Source organism: Streptomyces sp. NPDC059255 (assembly GCF_042752355.1).
Classification (GTDB): Bacteria; Actinomycetota; Actinomycetes; order Streptomycetales; family Streptomycetaceae; genus Streptomyces.
Genome location: NZ_JBHYZP010000047.1, coordinates 1 through 18,383, shown reverse-complemented (window position 1 = coordinate 18,383; position 18,383 = coordinate 1). Strand labels below are relative to the sequence as shown.

Sequence of the window (18,383 nt, the reverse complement as noted above, 5' to 3'; positions counted from 1 at the left end):
CGCGGCACCCGGTGTCTCGATCGGCGCGCGCCGGTCGAAGATCAACACGGCGGCGTGGCCGAAAGGGTAAGCACAGCTTTCGGCGAGGCATGCCTCCGGGAGGGCGGCTGTGGCAGGGCCGTGACAATGAACGGCGCATTCGCCGCGTAAACCGCCCGTCCCGGCCGCCTCGTGGCGGAGCGACCCGCCACGAGGCACCCCATCAGGACGCGGCCCACCAGGACGCGGCCCATCAGGACGCGGCGGCCCCCGGCAGCCACCCCGGCAGCGCCTCCGTACGCTCCCGCCAGTGCTCCGGCGGCGCCCCGGTCGCCCCGGCGGCCGAGACCACTCCCCCGACGATGGCGCAGTTGGTGTCGACGTCGCCGCCGGCCCGCGCCGTCGTCCAGAAGGCCCGCTCGAAGTCGCCGAGCCCGCGCGCCGCCGACCAGAGGGCGAACGGCACGGTGTCGTGCGCGGAGGTGCGCCGCCCGTTGCCGAGCACGGCGGCGACGGTGCCCGGGTCGTCGTAGTCCAGCATGTCCCGCGCCCGGCGCAGCCCCGCTCCGACCGCGCTGCGCGGCACCAGCGCCACCACCCCGTCGAGCAGCGCCTCCGCCGTGGGCGGCCCGCCCGGCGCGGCGGCGAGCGCGGCCGCCGCGGCCACCGCCATGGCGCCCGTCACGGCCTCGCGGTGCTGGTGGGTGGTGTACGCGGAGATCTCGGCCTGGTGCGTGGCCTGCTCGGGGTCGTCCGCGTACCAGGCGCCGAGCGGCGCGATCCGCATCGCGGCCCCGTTGCCCCAGGAGCCCTGGCCGTCGAAGAGCCCGGCGGCCAGTTCGCGCCAGTCACCGCCCTCCCGGATCAGCCGGAGCATCCGGTTCACGGCGGGCCCGTAGCCGCGGTCGAAGTCGTGGTGCTCGGCGAAGGAGCGCGCGAGGGCGTCCTGGTCGACCCGGTGGTGCGCGGCCAGCACGGCCAGCACCGACGTGGCCATCTCGGTGTCGTCGGTCCACTGCCAGTCGCCGGGCGGCAGCTCGCGGCGCTTCAGCAGCGGATAGTTCGCGGGTACGAAGAACTGGGAGCCCAGGGCGTCTCCCACGGCCAGCCCCCGCAGGCTGGCGAGGGCGCGTTCGAAGCGCCGACCGGATACGGGATCAACGGAATCAGAGGTCATCGAGCGGGGATTTTAGCCGGTACGGGCCGGTTCGGCGCGGGTTTATCCCGTGCGGCCGTACGGCTCTGGGACACGCCACTGTTCGAACGGCCGGTCCAGGGTGTAGCGGCCGTCGGCGCCCCGCAGCAGGATCCGGTACTCCGCGTTGCCGGGGTTGGACAGCGACTCGAACTCCGCGACCGACCAGTGGAACCACCGCATGCAGAACAGCCGCATGGTCAGCCCATGGGTCACCAGCAGGACGTTCTCCGGCGAGTCGGGCGTCTCGAAGCTGCGGTGCAGGGACTCCAGGAAGGCCCCGACGCGGTCGTAGACGTCGGCCCCGGACTCCCCCTGGGCGAAGCGGTAGAAGAAGTGCCCGTACGCGTCGCGGTACGCCTTCTGGAGGCGTACGTCCTCGCGGTCCTGCCAGTTCCCCCAGTCCTGCTCGCGCAGCCGGGGCTCCTCGCGTATCCGCACCTGGCCGGGGTCGAGCCCGAACGCCTCGAAGGTCTCGTGGGTACGGCGGTACGGCGAGACGAAGACGCTGACCGGCTCACGGCCGAACAGCTCGCGCAGCCGTACCCCCGTCTCCTCGGCCTGTCTGCGGCCCTTCTCGGTGAGCCTCAGGGCATGGTCGGGCTCGCGCTCGTACACCGTGTCATCTGCGTTGCCTTCCGATTCACCGTGCCGGACAAGGACAATGCGCCGCGGTCGTGCCATGACACGACCCTAGATCGCCCGGCTCCGCACCGTGCGACCGCCCGGCACTCCGGGCGCCCATCCGGCGTAGCCGGGCGGGCCCGGCACCCCGCGCGCACCGTCGGCCGGGCCGCCGGTCACGCTGTCCGGCACCCTTCCTCCACGCCGTCGTCCACGCCGTCGTTCACACCGTCCAGGACGGCTCCAGGTCGATGACGTCCCCGGCCAGCGCCGCGACGTCGGTGGCCGTCTGGGCACGCAGCGTCAGCCGCTCGACCCGCTCGACGCGGTACTTGCCGTGCTCGGCCGCCGACTGCCACATGGACAGGACGATGAACTCATGGCCGGGCGCCTCTCCGAAGAGCCCGCGCACCATCCCCGGCGAACCGGCCATCGCGGGGTTCCACACCTTCTCCTGCATGAGGGCGAAGTGCTCCACCCGTTCCTCGTGCACCCGGGAGTGCGCGACGCGCACCACGTCCGCGTCGGTGAAGCGGGGCTCGAAGCCGGTCTTCACGTCGAAGCGGTAGTCGAAGAGCTTGACCTGGATGTCCTTGTACGTGCCGGACTGCGAGGCGGAGAGCCGGTCGTGCGAGCGCGCCATGAACGAGTCGTAGAACGCACGGCTCTCCCAGAACGTGAAGACATGGACGACACCCGGCCGCGACCTGCTCCATCCCCCGCCCTGTCCCCGGAACCCCGGCTCACCGAGCAACCCCGCCCATTTCCGCTGCCCGCGTTCGAAACCTCGACGGTCGATCACGGTGCAGCGAATCCACTTGACCAGCACGGCGCCATCGTACGGGGGCGGAACGTGGCACGGGTCACGCCCCGTACGGGACGCGGTGGCCGCCCCGTCGCACCGCCGGATCTGTCGAGTATCGGCCAAGGTGACGTCAACTGGCCAGATGCGGCTCCGGGTTGTCAGTGGCGCCGTCTAGCCTGGTGTACCAGGTCCGGACATCCGCACCGATTCCGAGGAGGGGGAGGACTGGTGAGCAGTTTCAACCGGGGAGTGTCCAAGGTCGAGGTCACCCTCAAATGGGATCCCAGCCCCATGGGCCGGCCCGCCCATGACCTGGATCTCATCGCGGCGACCTACACGGCGGACGCCCCGGACACACCCGCCTATCTGGTCCACTTCGGCAGCCGCTCCCCGGACGGGACGATCACGCTGGACCGCGAGAGCCGTACGGGCCAGGGCTTCGGCTCCGACGAGGAGATGACCCTGGAGCTGGACCGGCTGGGGGCGGACTACCGCCGCGTGATCGTGGGCGTGGCCATCCAGCAGCAGAACGGCCGCCGGACGTTCGGGGACATAGCCAACGCCTCGGTCCGGCTGGCGGAGGGGTACACGGAGCTGTCGGAGCACGACTTCGCCGGGGTGACCGCCGCGACGGCGGCGACCTTCGCCGAGTTCACCCGGGAGGCCGGCGGCACCTGGCAGTTCCGTCCGGTCGTGCGCGGCTTCGACACGGACCCCCAGTCGTTCGGCGCCCTGATGGGCGGCGGCTGACGGTCCGGGGCGGCGGTCGGGACCGAGAAGGAGGGGGAACAGAGGCTGAGCGCGCCGCACCGCCCGAGGGGCGGCGGGCCGCTTCGGCCCACCGCCCCTCAGTGCTACGGAACCACCTCGTCGCTACGGGACTACCTCGTCACCGCGTGGCGGCTCAGCGTGTGGCTGCTCAGCTGCAGCCGCTCGTGGAGCCGCAGCCCTCGCAGATGTAGCAGGACCCGGCCCGCTGCATCTTCGTACCGCAGGAGAAGCAGAGCGGTGCGTCGGCGCTGATGCCGAGCTGCATCTCGACCAGTTCGGCCGAGGTGTGCGCCTCCTTGGGCGCCGGGACCACGGCCGGCTTGGGCGCCGCCGAGGTGGCCTGCTGCGACATGGCCGAGAGGGACGGAGCCGCCGCGGTCAGGCTCTCGGCGTCGAGGACACCCTCGGCGTCGAGGTCCAGGACCGGCTCGTACGAACCGGTGTCCAGGTGGCGCTGGCGCTCCTCGGCCGAGTGGATACCGAGCGCGGAGCGGGTCTCGAAGGGCAGGAAGTCCAGGGCGAGACGGCGGAAGATGTAGTCGACGATCGACTGCGCCATCCGTACGTCCGGGTCGTCCGTCATCCCGGCCGGCTCGAACCGCATGTTGGTGAACTTGGAGACGTACGTCTCCAGCGGCACGCCGTACTGCAAACCGACCGAGACGGCGATCGAGAAGGCGTCCATCATGCCCGCGAGCGTCGAGCCCTGCTTCGACATCTTGAGGAAGACCTCGCCGAGACCGTCGTCCGGGTAGGAGTTGGCGGTCATGTACCCCTCGGCGCCGCCCACCGTGAAGGAGGTGGTGAGGCCCGGACGGCCCTTGGGCAGACGCTTGCGGACCGGGCGGTACTCGATGACCTTCTCGACGGCCTCGCGGATGGTCTCCTCGGCCTTCTCCGCGACCTTCTCGTCCTTCTTCTTCGCGGAGAGCGGCTGACCGACCTTGCAGTTGTCGCGGTAGATCGCGAGCGCCTTGACGCCCATCTTCCACGCCTCGAAGTAGACCTCCTCGACGTCCTCGACGGTGGCGGTCTCCGGCAGGTTCACCGTCTTGGACAGCGCGCCGCTGATCCAGGGCTGGATGGCCGCCATCATGCGGACGTGGCCCATCGCGGAGATGGAGCGCTCGCCCATCGCGCAGTCGAAGACCTCGTAGTGCTCGGTCTTCAGACCGGGGGCGTCGACCACCACACCGTGCTCGGAGATGTGCTCGACGATCGCCTCGATCTGCTCCGCCGGGTAGCCGAGCCGGCGCAGCGCCTGCGGCACGGTGCCGTTGACGATCTGCATCGAGCCGCCGCCGACCAGCTTCTTGAACTTGACGAGCGCGAGGTCGGGCTCAAGGCCCGTGGTGTCGCAGGACATCGCGAGACCGATGGTGCCGGTGGGCGCGATGACCGACGCCTGGGCGTTGCGGAATCCGTTCTTCTCGCCGAGACGCAGCACGTCCTGCCACGCCTCCGTGGCGGCGGCCCAGACCGGGCTGTCCAGGTCGTCGACGTGGACGGCCGCGGTGTTGGCGTCGGCGTGCTGCTTCATGACGCGCTTGTGCGGCTCGGCGTTGCGGGCGTAGCCGTCGTACGGACCGACGACCGCGGCCAGCTCGGCGGAGCGGCGGTACGACGTGCCCGTCATCAGCGAGGTGATGGCGCCGGCCAGCGCGCGGCCGCCGTCGGAGTCGTACGCGTGGCCCGTGGCCATCAGGAGGGCGCCGAGGTTGGCGTAGCCGATGCCCAGCTGGCGGAAGGCCCGGGTGTTCTCGCCGATCTTCTGCGTCGGGAAGTCCGCGAAGCAGATGGAGATGTCCATCGCGGTGATGACCAGCTCGACGACCTTGGCGAAGCGCTCGGACTCGAAGGACTGGTTGCCCTTGCCGTCGTCCTTGAGGAACTTCATCAGGTTCAGCGAGGCCAGGTTGCACGAGGTGTTGTCCAGGTGCATGTACTCGCTGCACGGGTTCGAGCCGTTGATCCGGCCGGACTCGGGGCAGGTGTGCCAGTGGTTGATCGTGTCGTCGTACTGGATGCCCGGGTCGGCGCAGGCCCAGGCGGCCTCGGCCATCTTGCGGAAGAGGGACTTCGCCTCGACCTCTTCGATGACGTCACCGGTCATCCGGGCGCGCAGCCCGAACTTGCCGCCGGCCTCGACGGCCTTCATGAACTCGTCGTTGACCCGGACCGAGTTGTTGGCGTTCTGGTACTGGACGGACGTGATGTCGTCGCCGCCCAGGTCCATGTCGAAGCCCGCGTCGCGCAGGGCGCGGATCTTCTCCTCCTCCTTGACCTTCGTCTCGATGAAGTCCTCGATGTCGGGGTGGTCGACGTCGAGGATGACCATCTTGGCCGCGCGCCGGGTGGCGCCGCCGGACTTGATCGTCCCGGCGGAGGCGTCGGCACCGCGCATGAAGGAGACGGGGCCCGAGGCGTTGCCGCCGGAGGAGAGGAGCTCCTTGGAGGAGCGGATCCGGGAGAGGTTCAGGCCGGCGCCCGATCCTCCCTTGAAGATCATCCCCTCTTCCTTGTACCAGTCGAGGATCGAGTCCATGGAGTCGTCGACGGACAGGATGAAGCAGGCCGAGACCTGCTGCGGCTGGGGCGTGCCGACGTTGAACCACACGGGCGAGTTGAAGCTGAAGACCTGGTGCAGGAGGGCGTACGCCAGCTCGTGCTCGAAGATCTCGGCGTCGGCGGGGGACGCGAAGTACTGGTACTCCTCACCGGCCTTCCGGTACGTCTTCACGATCCGGTCGATGAGCTGCTTGAGCCCGGTCTCGCGCTGCGGGGTGCCGACGGCCCCGCGGAAGTACTTGCTGGTGACGATGTTGACCGCGTTCAACGACCAGAAGTCGGGGAACTCGACGCCACGCTGCTCGAAATTGACCGAGCCGTCGCGCCAGTTGGTCATGACGACGTCACGGCGCTCCCAGACCACCTCGTCGTACGGATGCACGCCGGGGGTCGTGTGGATCCGCTCGATGCGCAGCCCCTTGCCGGTCTTGGAACCCTTGGTGCGGGAACCTCGTGCCGGGCCGCTCGCCGTCTCTGTCATGCCGCCTCCCATATACGTACAAAAACGCCCTGCCGTGCCATGTTCTTCCCGTGGCACGGAGTGTGTGTCTGATGCCTCGGGCGCACACAGAGCACCCGTGACAGGTCTTGATCGCCGCGGAGCGGCCGGGATCGAGCCGGCCGGTCAGTCCGCGGCGGTGGCGGGCACGGGGACCTCAAGGGTCTCGCCGGTGCCGCATTCCTCCGAGGGGGGCCGCTCGCGCAGTTCGGCGATGGCGGCCTCGAAGTCTTCGAGCGAATCGAACGCCCGGTACACGGACGCGAAGCGCAGGTACGCGACGAGGTCGAGTTCCTGCAACGGGCCGAGTATGGCCAGCCCCACGTCGTGGGTGGTCAGCTCGGCGCTGCCGGTGGCGCGCACCGCTTCCTCGACCCGCTGGCCGAGCTGGGCGAGGGCGTCCTCGGTGACCGGCCGCCCCTGGCACGCCTTGCGCACGCCGGAGATGACCTTGGTGCGGCTGAAGGGCTCCGTCACACCGCTGCGCTTGATCACCATCAGCGAGGCGGTCTCCACCGTCGTGAAACGGCGGGAGCAGTCGGGGCACTGGCGACGGCGTCGGATGGACGTCCCGTCGTCGGTGGTGCGGCTGTCGACGACCCGGCTGTCGGGGTGCCTGCAGAAGGGACAGTGCATGGCTCCCAACCCCTCCTTCACAGCACGACTGAATAGCCCCGTCAGGGCCCGGAAAAGCCCCTCGAAGCAAGCCCCAGCATAGGCGATGTCCTCGGGACCGAAGACCCGGGACCACAACTTCTGGGTGGCTGAGACAATCCAACCACTAGATCTGGGGTTTGGTCGCATCCTAGGCCCCAGCGCGTGTCGCGCGTCGAGGCGGGTACGGCGGAGCCGCGGCGACCGGCCACGAGCGTACGGGAAGGGCGCGGCGCCAGGTCTCGCGGGCCGCCGGATGCGAGACTGGGGCGGCCCCGGGCGGGCGCACCGGAGGCCCCCACGGACGGCCGTGGGACGACCCGCAGGAGCCTCGGCCGGCATCCGCGAGGCAGCCCCCGGAGCCGCCGCCGACGCCGGGGGACGACCCCTTGCCGAGGTCCGGAATCAGCCCTACGGCGCACCGCCGGACGGCGCCGTCCCACCCGGAAAAGCCTGCTCATACACCCAGTCGGCCACCCACAACAGACACTCCGCGATTTTTCACTCGAACGTGTGTTTGGCGCAACCTTTCGAAAGCTACTACCGTTGTCCAGCCAGGGAGAACATTTCGAGAGGGGCCACCGTGACCACCACCGCAGACAGTGCCACCATCACCGCCCAGGACCGCTCCCAGGGCCGACTCGATCCGGTGCATGTAATGAATGTGAATGACACAGCCACGAATTCGGAGGGCGCCAAGCCCACCCGTTCGATGCCCGGGCGACCTCCAGGGATCAGGGCGGACAGCTCGGGCCTCACCGACCGCCAGCGCAGGGTGATCGAAGTCATCCGCGACTCCGTGCAGCGTCGGGGATACCCGCCCTCGATGCGGGAGATCGGCCAGGCCGTGGGTCTCTCCAGCACCTCGTCGGTGGCCCACCAGCTGATGGCCCTGGAGCGCAAGGGCTTTCTGCGCCGCGACCCGCACCGGCCGCGGGCGTACGAGGTCCGGGGGTCGGACCAGCCGAGCACCCAGCAGACGGACACGACGGGCAAGCCCGCCGCATCGTACGTCCCGCTGGTCGGCCGGATCGCCGCCGGAGGACCGATCCTCGCGGAGGAGTCCGTCGAGGATGTCTTCCCCCTCCCCCGCCAGTTGGTGGGCGACGGTGAGCTGTTCGTGCTGAAGGTCGTCGGTGACTCGATGATCGAGGCCGCGATCTGCGACGGCGACTGGGTGACGGTCCGCCGCCAGCCCGTCGCGGAGAACGGCGACATCGTGGCGGCGATGCTGGACGGCGAGGCGACGGTGAAGCGCTTCCGCCGCGAGGAGGGCCACGTCTGGCTGCTCCCGCACAACGCCGCGTACCAGCCGATCCCCGGCGACGACGCGACCATCCTGGGCAAGGTGGTCGCCGTCCTGCGCCGGGTCTGAAAGGGCCGGACCGAGCGCGCGGCATCCAGTTGCGGTACACGCCGAGTTCTCGTGTACCGCAACATCACAGGCGCAATGTCATAGACGCGATGTCGAACGCACGACGTCATAGGCGCGATGCCGAACGCACGACATCGGAGCCGGAGCAGCGCAGGAGCGGTTACCGTCCGTCCGCCCGGGCCGCCTCGTCGATCTTCGCGAGGGACCGCCGTACCTGATTGCGGTCCGTGGTGTACCAGAAATCCGGCAGCGAGGCCCGCAGAAAGCTGCCGTATCGCGCATTGGCCAGCCTCGGATCGAGGACAGCGACCACGCCGCGGTCACCGGTCGCCCGGACCAGCCGCCCCGCACCCTGGGCCATCAGCAGCGCCGCATGCGTGGCCGCCACGGCCATGAATCCGTTGCCGCCGCCCTCCTCCACGGCCTTCTGCCGCGCGCTCATCAGCGGATCGTCCGGACGCGGGAACGGAATCCGGTCCATCACCACCAGCTGCGAGCTCGGGCCCGGCACATCCACCCCCTGCCACAGCGACAGGGTGCCGAAGAGGCAGGTCTTCGGATCAGCGGCGAACGCCTTGATCAGCTCGCCGAGTGTCTCCTCGCCCTGGAGCAGGATCGGCGAGTCCAGCCGCCCCCGCAGCTCCTCGGCCGCCGCCTGGGCTCCGCGCATCGACGAGAACAGCCCCAGCGTCCGCCCGCCCGCGGCCTCCACCAGCTCCGCCAGCTCATCCATCATGTCGCCGCGCGTACCCTCCCGCCCCGGCGGGGAGAGATGGCGCGCGACGTAGAGAATGCCCTGCTTGCGGTAGTCGAAGGGCGAGCCGACGTCGATGCCCTTCCACTGCGGGACGTCCTCGCCCTCCGTACCCTCCGGTGCCAGGCCGAGGGACGCGCCCACCCCGTTGAAGTCACCGCCGAGCTTGAGCGTGGCGGAGGTGAGCACCACCGAGCGGTCGGTGAACAGCTTCTCCCGCAGCAGCCCCGACACGGAGAGCGGGGCGACCCGCAGCGACGCCCCGAACCGGTCGTTCCGCTCGCACCAGACGACGTCCCACTCCGAACCGTTCGCCAGCCGCTCCGCCACGCCGTGCACGGACTCCACGGACGCGAGCGCCTGCTTCCGTACGACATCCTCGTCCTGCACGGACTTGTCGCGCGTGGCGCCGATCGCCGAGATGACCGTGCGCGCCGCGTCCCGCAGCGCCATCAGGGCGAAGCCGAGATCCTCCGGGATCTCCTCCAGACGGCCGGGCAGCGCCAGCTCCATCAGCCGCTCGAAGGTCTCGGCCGCCGTCTGGAGCGCGTCCGCCGCCTTCTCGTTCACCAGCTTCGCCGAGCGGCGTACGGCCCGGTTGACCTGCCCCGGGGTCAGCTCCCCCGTGGCCACCCCGGTGACCCGTGAGACCAGCTCATGGGCCTCGTCCACGATCAGCACCTCGTGCTGCGGAAGGACCGGCGCGCCCTCGATCGCGTCGATCGCGAGCAGCGCGTGATTGGTCACCACGACATCGGCGAGCTTGGCACGCTCCCGCGCCAGCTCGGCGAAGCACTCCGCGCCGTACGCACACTTCGACGCCCCCAGGCACTCCCGCGACGAGACCGAGACCTGCGACCAGGCCCGGTCGGAGACGCCCGGCGTCAGGTCGTCCCGGTCGCCCGTCTCCGTCTCGTCCGCCCAGTCCCGCATCCGCAGCAGGTCCTGGCCGAGCTTGCTGGTCGGCACGGCCGCCTCGAACGGGTCGAAGAGGCCGTCCTCGTCGTCCTGCGGCACCCCCTCGTGCAACCGGTGCAGACAGAGGTAGTTGGACCGGCCCTTGAGCATGGCGAACTGGGGGCGGCGGCGCAGCAGCGGATGCAGCGCGTCGACCGTCCGCGGCAGGTCGCGCTCCACGAGCTGGCGCTGGAGGGCCAGCGTCGCCGTGGCCACCACGACCCGCTCTCCGTGGGCCAGCGCGGGCACCAGATAGCCCAGGGACTTACCGGTGCCGGTGCCGGCCTGGACCAGCAGGTGGGAAGGGTCGTCGATGGCTTGGGCGACGGCCTCGGCCATGGTGACCTGGCCTGGCCGTTCCACGCCGCCGACGGAGCTGACGGCGGCGTGGAGGAGCTCGGGGAGTGATGGCTTCGTCATAGCCCGACCACCCTACGGGGCACCACCGACAACGACGCTCACTCGCTCGTCCGTACGACGGCGAGCGGGTTGGGCACCGTACCGTGGACGGCGGCGTGCGGCCGGTCGGAGCGGTCCCGGTAGCCGTCGAGGTGCAGCCGGTTCCGGTTGAGGCAGAGCCGCTCGATACGGGGTGTGAGCAGGTCGAACGTCTCGAAGCGCTCCTTCAGCTCGGGGAACCGGGCCTGGTAGCGCAGGATCTCCGCCCGTACGAGCGACCAGAACACGTCGTCGGGCACGCCGAGTTGGTCCGCGCACAGCGGGGCCAGATAGCGGAACACGCCGATGAAAAGCCCTGAATGGATGAACTGCGGGAGAAAGGCGGGCTCCTCCGTGAGCAGCGTGGCCTTCACATCGGCGGGCATCGCGTCGTGCTCGGGCAGCGGCCGGGCGCTGAGGTTCACATCGTCGACGAAGTCCTTCATGGCGAGCCGTACGGGCACGTCCCGGTCGTCGAAGACGACGATGGCGTTCTCGCCGTGCGGGGAGAAGACCGTCCCGTAGCGGTAGAGGAAGTGCAGCAGCGCGGGGAGCAGCGCCGAGAAGAGGCGGCGCAGCCACTCCTCCGGGGCGAGCCCGGAGCGCTCCACCAGTTCGGCGGTGAACGCGCGGCCCCGCGGATCCGTATGGATGAGCGAGGCGAGCGTACGGGCGCGTTCGCCCGGGGCCAGCCGGGTCTGGAGGGGCTCGCGCCAGATCGTACCGAGCAGTTCCTTGTACTGGTAAGGGACTTCGGGGAGGTGGTCGTAGAGGGGATGCTCGACGGTCACGGAGGCGACCTCGCCGAGGAGGATGACCCGGCACTCGTCGCGGAGGAACGGGTCGGCGTCGCGCACGCCGTGCATCCACGCGGTGACAGCGGGTGCGGCGAGGGTGCGCTCGGTGGGCAGTCCGCGCCAGACGAGGGTGTTGAGGATGGACAGCGGCAGCTTGACCGTGTGCCGGTCGGGCCGCCGGACGTTGAGGAACGTACGGATCGACTGCTGCGGCAGCCGGAGGTCACCGTCGGTGGGGAGCGGGACGATCGCTCCCCGGGCTATGGCGGGCGCGTAGAGCTGGATCAGCACCTCGTCCCACTGCCAGGGGTGGACGGGCAGGTAGAGGTAGCCGGCGGGGTCGAGGCCGCGGTCCCGGAGCACGGTGTCGAAGCGTGCGCGTACGGCGTCGTCGAGTTCGAGCGCGTAGAGCTGGTCCGGGGTGGCGAGCGAGGCGACGCCCCGATAGGTGGCAAGGGTGGTGCTGACGGCGATCCAGGGCAGGGTGGCCGGGGTGCGGCCCTCGGGCGCCCAGCGGTCCGCGTCGGTGGCGGAGAATCCGACGCGGCCCTTGTTGAGAACGATCCAGGGGTGGCCGGTCTGGTGTCCTTCCAGTTCCGCGTAGTCGAGGCCGGCGAGTTCCGCGGCGCTGAGCGCGGTGTGGTCGAGCTTGGCGTCGGCGGCGAGCGTGGTGGTGAGTTCCCGGACGAGGTGGCCGAGGGTGGTGCCGTCCAGGCCGAGGAGCCGCCGCGCCAGCAGCAGGAAGCGCAGGGGGTCGGTGAAGGGCCGGCCGTCGCACCGTACGGAGCCGGGGTCGACCCGCCAGTGGCCGTACGCGGCGCGCTCCGCGCGGAAGGTGAGCGTCTCGCCGGCGTCGAGCGTCACGGCGTAGCCGCCGGAGCCGGGACGGGGGCCGGAGCCGTCGGCGGATCCGGACTGGGCCGCGGGCTCTGTCGGCCCTTCCGCCACGGGTACCGGCTCGATGATCTCCTCGTACGCGAACTCCCCGAGCGTCTTGGCGAGCAGGCGGCCGGCCACGCGCTCCCACGCCGCCGGGTTCAGCTCGGGCGGGGCGAAGAGCGGGGCGGACCCGGCAGGGCCCTCGGGGGCCGGCCCGCCCGGGGTGGCTATGGAACCGGCGGGGTCGGCGGCGTCGGGGGTGGTGGCATCAGGGGTAGCGGCGTCAGATGTGGCGGAGGAGGCGGGCGATGCGGAGGATGCAGGGGAGGTCGGCACGAGGACTCCTCGGGAGGGAACCGATGGGGTTCGAGCGGGACATGCGGGCGTGCGGATCGTGCGGGATGTACGGGACGTACGGAGCGAGCGGGGCGGTCCGGGGTGGTCGGCCGGGCGGGGCGTACGGGGCCGGAGGGACGGCGGTTCTGTCACAGGAGGTCGCGCAGTGCGCGGTCGCGGACCATGAGCGCGGCGCGTTTGTCCGGCAGCTCGACCTCGGCGGCGAAGCGGAAGCCGGCGCTGAGGAACGCGGAGACGGACGGGGTGTTGCGCAGATCCGGTTCGGCGACGACCCGTCCGCAGCGGGGACGGTGATCGAGGACCAGGTCGGCGACGGCCCGCAGCAGGAGGGTGCCGACCCCGCGGCCCCGGTTCACGGCAGCGCCGAGCAGCAGGTGGATCCCGGTGTCGTGGGGGCGTGCCGGGTAGTGGCGCGCGAGGGGGTCGAGGTCCGCGCGGTACAGCTCCCAGTAGCTCATGGGGACGCCGTCGAGCACGCCGAGGAAGGGGATGGTCCGTCCGTCGCCGTCGAGTTGGGGCCGCAGATGGGCCTCCGTGATGGCTGCCGGGCCCGCGAGGTCCCAGAACGCGGCGACTGCCGGATCGTTCATCCACCCGCTGACCAGGGCGAGGTCACGCTCCACCCGGACCGGGACGAGCTGGAAGACCCCGGCGGGGGTGGTGGCGGGGCCCCAGCGTTCCGGGGCGTCGAGCAGATCACCGGTGCGGGCGTCGTCGGACGGTGGGGTCACGGCCATCGGATCGCCCTCTCCGAGCAGTGCGACGAGTTCGTCGGACAGCCTCAGGTCGAGGGTGTCCCCGGTGGCCTCGCCCGTGGGTGAGCCGGGGCCGGTTCCGGTGTCGGTGCTCGCTTCGGTGGAAGGCACAGTGGCGCTCTCCTCTCAGCAGTTCTGACGGTCCTTCATGTTCCTTCAGTCGCGCAGGGGGTTGGTGACGGTGACGTAGACGCTCTGCGTGTCCACCGGGCCGACCAGTTCGTCCAGGCCGTGCAGCCGGGTGAGCAGGTTGGCCTTGCAACGCAGCGTGGCGCTCTCCAGGAGGAGGTCGGGCAGGGACGAGCCGAGGCCCGTCGCGCCCGCCAGGAAGCGCCGGAAGGCCGCGATGAGGACGCGCTCGTCGGCGAGCCCCTGGGCGCCGAACGCGCCGATCAGGCCGAAGACGTTGTTGATGGCGAGGTAGTAGGCGAAGCGTTCGTCGGTGACGGCGTCGGAGACGAAGGTGTCGCTGACGGAGCCGATGCCGGGGAGTCTGCGCTCCAGCGCGGCGCGGTGGGACTCACGGAAGTAGTAGCCCTGGTTGTCGCGGTAGCGCCCGCCGACGGGCCAGCCCGCCGGGTCGAGGACGACCAGGGTGTTCTGCTGGTGCGCCTCCAGGGCGATCCCGGCCGTTCCGTCGAGCCAGAGCACGGGGCGTACGACCTGGTCCAGATAGCGCAGGAACCACTCGGCCGCGACGGCGCCCTCCGGGCGGCCGGTCCGGTCGGCGAGGCCGGTGACGATCGCGGCCAGACGCGAGTACATCCCGGCGCGGCCCGGGTAGGGGCGCGGCGCGGTGAGTCCCGCGATGCAGACCGCGTCGTCGGACGGCCCGAACGGGTTGTGGCGGAGCATGACGTCGAGTCCGGTGACGGGATCGCCGTCCGGGGTGTCGACGGCGAGCCAGGCGGGGTCGCGGACGATGTCGAAGCCGGGGTGCGCGGCCCCCCACTCCTTGCCGAGACCGCTGCGCAGCAGCCGGTGGACCTCGACGCCGCGGTGGAGTTCCTTGCGGAGGTTCTCCCGGCGGGAGTTGGTGATGCGTACGCCCAGGGATAGCTTGAGCATGGCGGGGGCGCCGGGGCGGTGCACCGTACGGATGGAGGAGGTGGGGTGCCAGGGGGCGCCCTGGGGCCCGAGATCGTGCAGCAGACCGGCGTCGAGGAGGTCCCGTACAGCCGGCCGGTGGGCCAGGTCCCGTGCCTGCCAGGGGTGCAGGGGCAGGGCCACCGTGTTCTCGGGGAGGGGGTGACCGCCGAGGAGCCGGGCGGTGAGCGCTTCGGCGGGCAGGACGCGGCCCTGTTCGGTCCAGGCGGAGTCGGTGGCGAGTACGGAGCGGTCGACTGCCATCCAGTGGAGGGGGAAGGAGCCGCGCAACTCCGGTGAGTAGAGGCGCGCCTCGGTCTCGGAGAGGCCTTCGCGGCTCTTGGGCGTGGGGTGCAGGGGGTGCCCGAGGAGCAGGGACTGCTCCGCCGTGAGGAACGGGTCGGCGTCGGCGTCCGCCTCGGGGCGGGCCCGCCGGTCGGCGAGGAACCCAGCGGTGTGGCCGAGGGAGTTGGCGACCCTGCCCACCAGGTCGGCGCCCTGGTAGCGGCCCGACTCACGGCCGAGGAGCGCGGCCACGGTGACGGCCTCGGCGGCGGGGGCGTCCCGCGGGCCGCCTTCCAGGAAGGGCATGCCGAAGCGGTGCCAGCCCGTCGCGGACCAGTGGCGTACGGGGACGAGGAGCGCGGTGCCGCTGGCGTCGAGCGGGATGCGGAGCACCGTGCCGTCGGGGCGGGGCAGTCCGGTCTCGCGGACCCAGCAGCGCAGCAGGTTCTCGGTGGCGGCGGCGTCGGCCGCCTTCTGCGGGTCGGGGTGGTCGAGGTGGTCGGCGCCCGGGACGGCCGGGTCGGCCGCGGTGGGGCCCGGCGTGGCCGCGGGGCCGGTGAGCCGCCCGTCGGGTCCGCCCGCTGCCTGCCGTGGCACCGTGACCGACTCCGCAGTGGTGGGAGGGCCGTCGGCCTCGGGCGCGTCGGGTGAGGGGGTGTGGTTCACGGAGGGCTTCCTTGTGAGGAGTCGGGATCGGCGGCGTCAGCGGCACAGACCGGATTCTTTCCGGCGGAGCCCGGCTTGTCCGCCGCGGAGACCGGCGCCCCCGCCGCGGGACACGGCCGCTTCTCCGGGTGCGGGGCGCGTGGCCGCCGCGAGTGCGTCGGCGAAGCGGTCGAGGACCGCGTCGGCCTGCTCGTCGGTGAGCGTGAGCGGCGGGAGCAGCCGCACCACGGACGCCCGGTGTCCGCCGAGTCCGACGATGAGGCCGCGGCGGAGACATTCCCGCTGGACGGCGGCGGCGAGTGCGGGGGCCGGCGGCGCAGGATCGCCGGCTGCCGGGGCGACGAGTTCCACACCGATCATGAGACCACGTCCGCGTACGGCGCCGACGCGCGGGTGGCGGTCCGTCAACTCCCGCAGCCCGCACAGCATCCGCGCCCCGAGGAGGGCGGCGCGCTCGGCGAGCCGGTTTTCCCGTACGTACGCGAGGGTGGCCGCGCCCGCCGCCATCGCGAGCTGGTTGCCCCGGAAGGGGTCCGGCGGGCCGGCGGGCAGCGGGGCGTCGAGATCCGCGTGATGGACAATCACGGCGAGCGGGAGGGAGCCGCCGATCGCCTGGGACATCACCATCACGTCGGGGGTGATCCCGCTGTGCTCCACGGCCCAGAAGGCACCGGTGCGCCCCACACCCGTCCGGGTCTCGTCGGCGATGAGCGGAATGGCGCGGGCCGCCGTGCTCCGGCGCATCTCGCGCAGCCAGGGGTCGGGCGCGGGGATCACCCCGCCCTCGTCCTGGACCGGTTCGAGCATCATCCCGGCGGGGGCGTCCGGGCCGTCCCCGCCGTCGGACACGCCCGCGGCCCAGGCGTCGTGGTCGGTTCCGCCGAAGGTGAGCACGGTGTCGCGGCCGGTGGCGGTACGGACGAGGGCGAGCGCGCTCCCGACGGCGTCGGCGGCCGTGGGGCCGCAGAACCGGACCCGGGTGTCGGCGGCGAACCCGGCCGGGAGCGTGGCGAACAGCTCAGTGGTGAAGGCGTCCTCGACGGGGGTGGTGAGGTCGGGGACGTGCAGCGGGGCGCCGGAGTCCAGGACCTTCCTGATCGCCTCCAGCACGACCGGATGGTTGTGCCCGAGGGCGAGGGCGCCCGCGCCGGAGAGGCAGTCGAGATAGCGCCGGCCGTCGGCTCCCTCGATCGTCAGCCCCCGGGCGCGCACCGGGACGATGGGCAGGGAGCGCGCGTAGGTGCGGGCCGATGGTTCGCGCGGGGGCCGGCTCCGCAGGATGCCCGCGTGGGCGACGGTCGGTGCCGCCGGTGCTGATTCGGTCACGGTCACAGCGATCGGTCCTCCCCTGGGCAGCGTCGGTCCTCTGTCAGTACGGCGCCGGCTCCCCGAATGTTCGACGGTGCGCCGCGGGCCGGGCCCTCTCGTACGTACCAACGACGCGCCGCGCCGGGGATCACGGGCAGCGGGAAGATCATTGCGCCGGGGGAACCGCCGCCCTGCCGAACGCCGTCCCCAACGGCACCGGCATAGTGGGGCGCGTCCCGGCTCCGGTCGCCGTCGCCGGGTGCGCCAACTGTTCCTTTGTTCCGAACTGTCCAGAAGTCCCAGGGGGATATCGCCATGCGACCCATACGTCCGACACTTACCGCACGCCGGGGAAGGAGCGCGCGGCGCAGACCCTCCCCCGTTCTGGCCGCCGTGTCGGTCGCCGCGGTCCTCGCGCTGACGGCCACGGGCTGCGGTTCCGACGAGGACCAGGCCGCGGCGAAGGCGAGCGAGTCCGCCACGGCCGCCTCCGACGGCAAGATCACGATTCCTGACGATCTCAAGGACCGGCTCAAGGAGCACGGGATCGACATGGACAAGTGGCGCGGGGGTGAGTGGAAGAACTGGGACCGCGAGACCTGGCTGCGTGAGGCCAAGGACTTCGTCAACCCGATCATCGAGGGTCTCTGGGACCCGGACCGGATGCGGGACGCTGAGAAGCCGCCGGAGAAGTCCGTCGACGACCAGGACATCTCCGGGGACACGGGCGTCACCGACCCGGAGCCGGCGCCGGTGACCGCGCGGGCCGTGAGCGCGCCGTACGGCGACAACGCCGCGCAGGCGGGCAAGTTGTTCTTCGACGGGCCCGAGGGCTCGATGGTCTGCTCGGCGACGGTGGTCGAGGACCCGGCGAACCCCGGCAGGTCCAACATGGTCTGGACTGCGGGCCACTGCGTGCACTCCGGCAAGAGCGGCGGCTGGTACCGGAACATCGCGTTCGTGCCCTCGTACAACGACAGCGCCCTGTCGATGGCCGAGTTGGAGACCGCGCCCAAGGAGCGGATCGCCCCGCACGGCGTGTGGTGGGCCGACTGGGCGCAGACCTCCTCCCAGTGGATCGCCCAGGGCGGGCCGACCGGCGGTCAGGGCGCGCCGTACGACTTCGCGGTCATCCATGTCACGCCGGAGAAGGGCGGTTCGGGCAGGTCGCTGGAGGAGACGGTCGGTTCGGCGCTGCCGGTGGAGTTCAATGCTCCGGCGACCCCGGAGATCGCGGCCATGACGGCGACCGGCTACCCGGCGGCGCCGCCGTACGACGGCCAGAAGCTCTTCCAGTGCGAGGGCAGGCCGGGCCGGCTGTCGCTGGCGACGGACGATCCGACGATGTACCGCATCGGCTGCACCATGACCGCCGGTTCGTCGGGCGGCGGCTGGGTCGCGGCGGGCCAGGACGGCAAGCCCGCCCTGGTCTCCAACACCTCCATCGGCCCGGTGACCGCGGGGTGGCTGGCGGGGCCGCGTCTCGGCGACGCGGCCAAGGGGGGGGAACACGGCGGCCGCCAGAAATTAGCGGGGCGGGGTGGGGGGGGCGGGGGCGCCCCGGGGCGCCCGGCCCCCCCCCCGGCCCGGGCCCCCCGTCTGGGCGGGCGGCACCAACGCGGGCGACTACA

At 71.6% G+C, this 18,383-nt stretch carries 12 protein-coding genes and 1 pseudogene; 3 read left to right on the top strand and 10 right to left on the bottom strand.

Translation table 11 applies throughout. From position 1 onward, the window contains the following. Window positions 1-232 precede the first annotated feature (232 nt). The 3 genes from ACFXKG_RS36495 to ACFXKG_RS36485 form a co-directional block, all read right to left on the bottom strand. On the bottom strand, window positions 233-1,156 hold the full coding sequence (locus ACFXKG_RS36495; RefSeq protein WP_384848375.1) for an ADP-ribosylglycohydrolase family protein: 924 nt from the start codon (window positions 1,154-1,156) through the stop codon (window positions 233-235). A 42-nt stretch (window positions 1,157-1,198) separates the two neighbouring features. Beyond that, complete coding sequence (locus ACFXKG_RS36490; protein WP_384848372.1) at window positions 1,199-1,858, bottom strand: histidine phosphatase family protein; 660 nt, start codon at window positions 1,856-1,858, stop codon at window positions 1,199-1,201. Window positions 1,859-2,021: 163 nt separating this feature from the next. Beyond that, complete coding sequence (locus tag ACFXKG_RS36485) at window positions 2,022-2,627, bottom strand: YdbC family protein (protein WP_382893557.1); 606 nt, start codon at window positions 2,625-2,627, stop codon at window positions 2,022-2,024. Between the two features lie 204 nt (window positions 2,628-2,831). Between ACFXKG_RS36485 and ACFXKG_RS36480 the strand changes: the two genes are divergently transcribed. Then, a complete protein-coding gene (locus ACFXKG_RS36480; protein WP_384848369.1) occupies window positions 2,832-3,353 on the top strand; it encodes a TerD family protein in 522 nt (173 codons plus the stop codon). Between the two features lie 169 nt (window positions 3,354-3,522). On the opposite strand, the gene ACFXKG_RS36475 is transcribed toward ACFXKG_RS36480, so the two are convergent. Together ACFXKG_RS36475 and nrdR are read right to left on the bottom strand one after the other, a co-directional pair. Further along, window positions 3,523-6,423, bottom strand: a complete 2,901-nt coding sequence (locus ACFXKG_RS36475) for a vitamin B12-dependent ribonucleotide reductase (RefSeq protein WP_384848366.1) — start codon at window positions 6,421-6,423, stop codon at window positions 3,523-3,525. Window positions 6,424-6,567: 144 nt separating this feature from the next. Next, window positions 6,568-7,077, bottom strand: coding sequence for a transcriptional regulator NrdR (nrdR, locus tag ACFXKG_RS36470; protein WP_365819865.1), 510 nt, complete (start codon window positions 7,075-7,077; stop codon window positions 6,568-6,570). 601 nt (window positions 7,078-7,678) lie between these two features. Between nrdR and lexA the strand changes: the two genes are divergently transcribed. Then, window positions 7,679-8,470 carry a transcriptional repressor LexA gene (gene lexA / locus ACFXKG_RS36465; protein WP_384848363.1) on the top strand — a complete coding sequence of 264 codons (792 nt, stop codon included), beginning with the start codon at window positions 7,679-7,681 and terminating at the stop codon, window positions 8,468-8,470. A 160-nt stretch (window positions 8,471-8,630) separates the two neighbouring features. Here lexA and ACFXKG_RS36460 read toward each other — a convergent pair whose 3' ends face one another. The 5 genes from ACFXKG_RS36460 to ACFXKG_RS36440 all read right to left on the bottom strand — a co-directional run bounded on the left by ACFXKG_RS36460 (window position 8,631) and on the right by ACFXKG_RS36440 (window position 16,776). Next, entirely contained in the window at window positions 8,631-10,601 is a 1,971-nt protein-coding gene (locus tag ACFXKG_RS36460; protein ID WP_384848360.1) for an ATP-dependent DNA helicase, read from the bottom strand. 38 nt (window positions 10,602-10,639) lie between these two features. Continuing rightward, window positions 10,640-12,526, bottom strand: a complete 1,887-nt coding sequence (locus tag ACFXKG_RS36455) for an IucA/IucC family protein (protein WP_384848476.1) — start codon at window positions 12,524-12,526, stop codon at window positions 10,640-10,642. A gap of 254 nt (window positions 12,527-12,780) precedes the next feature. Then, window positions 12,781-13,518 carry a GNAT family N-acetyltransferase gene (locus ACFXKG_RS36450; protein ID WP_384848357.1) on the bottom strand — a complete coding sequence of 246 codons (738 nt, stop codon included), beginning with the start codon at window positions 13,516-13,518 and terminating at the stop codon, window positions 12,781-12,783. Window positions 13,519-13,563: 45 nt separating this feature from the next. Next, on the bottom strand, window positions 13,564-15,444 hold the full coding sequence (locus ACFXKG_RS36445; RefSeq protein ID WP_384848354.1) for an IucA/IucC family protein: 1,881 nt from the start codon (window positions 15,442-15,444) through the stop codon (window positions 13,564-13,566). A gap of 36 nt (window positions 15,445-15,480) precedes the next feature. Beyond that, window positions 15,481-16,776: an aminotransferase class III-fold pyridoxal phosphate-dependent enzyme gene (locus ACFXKG_RS36440; RefSeq protein WP_384848351.1), complete on the bottom strand. Its 1,296-nt coding sequence runs from the start codon at window positions 16,774-16,776 to the stop codon at window positions 15,481-15,483. Window positions 16,777-17,067: 291 nt separating this feature from the next. Here ACFXKG_RS36440 and ACFXKG_RS36435 point away from each other — a divergent pair. Continuing rightward, a pseudogene (locus ACFXKG_RS36435) lies at window positions 17,068-18,291 on the top strand (trypsin-like serine peptidase); the annotation flags it as partial. Window positions 18,292-18,383: the final 92 nt, after the last annotated feature.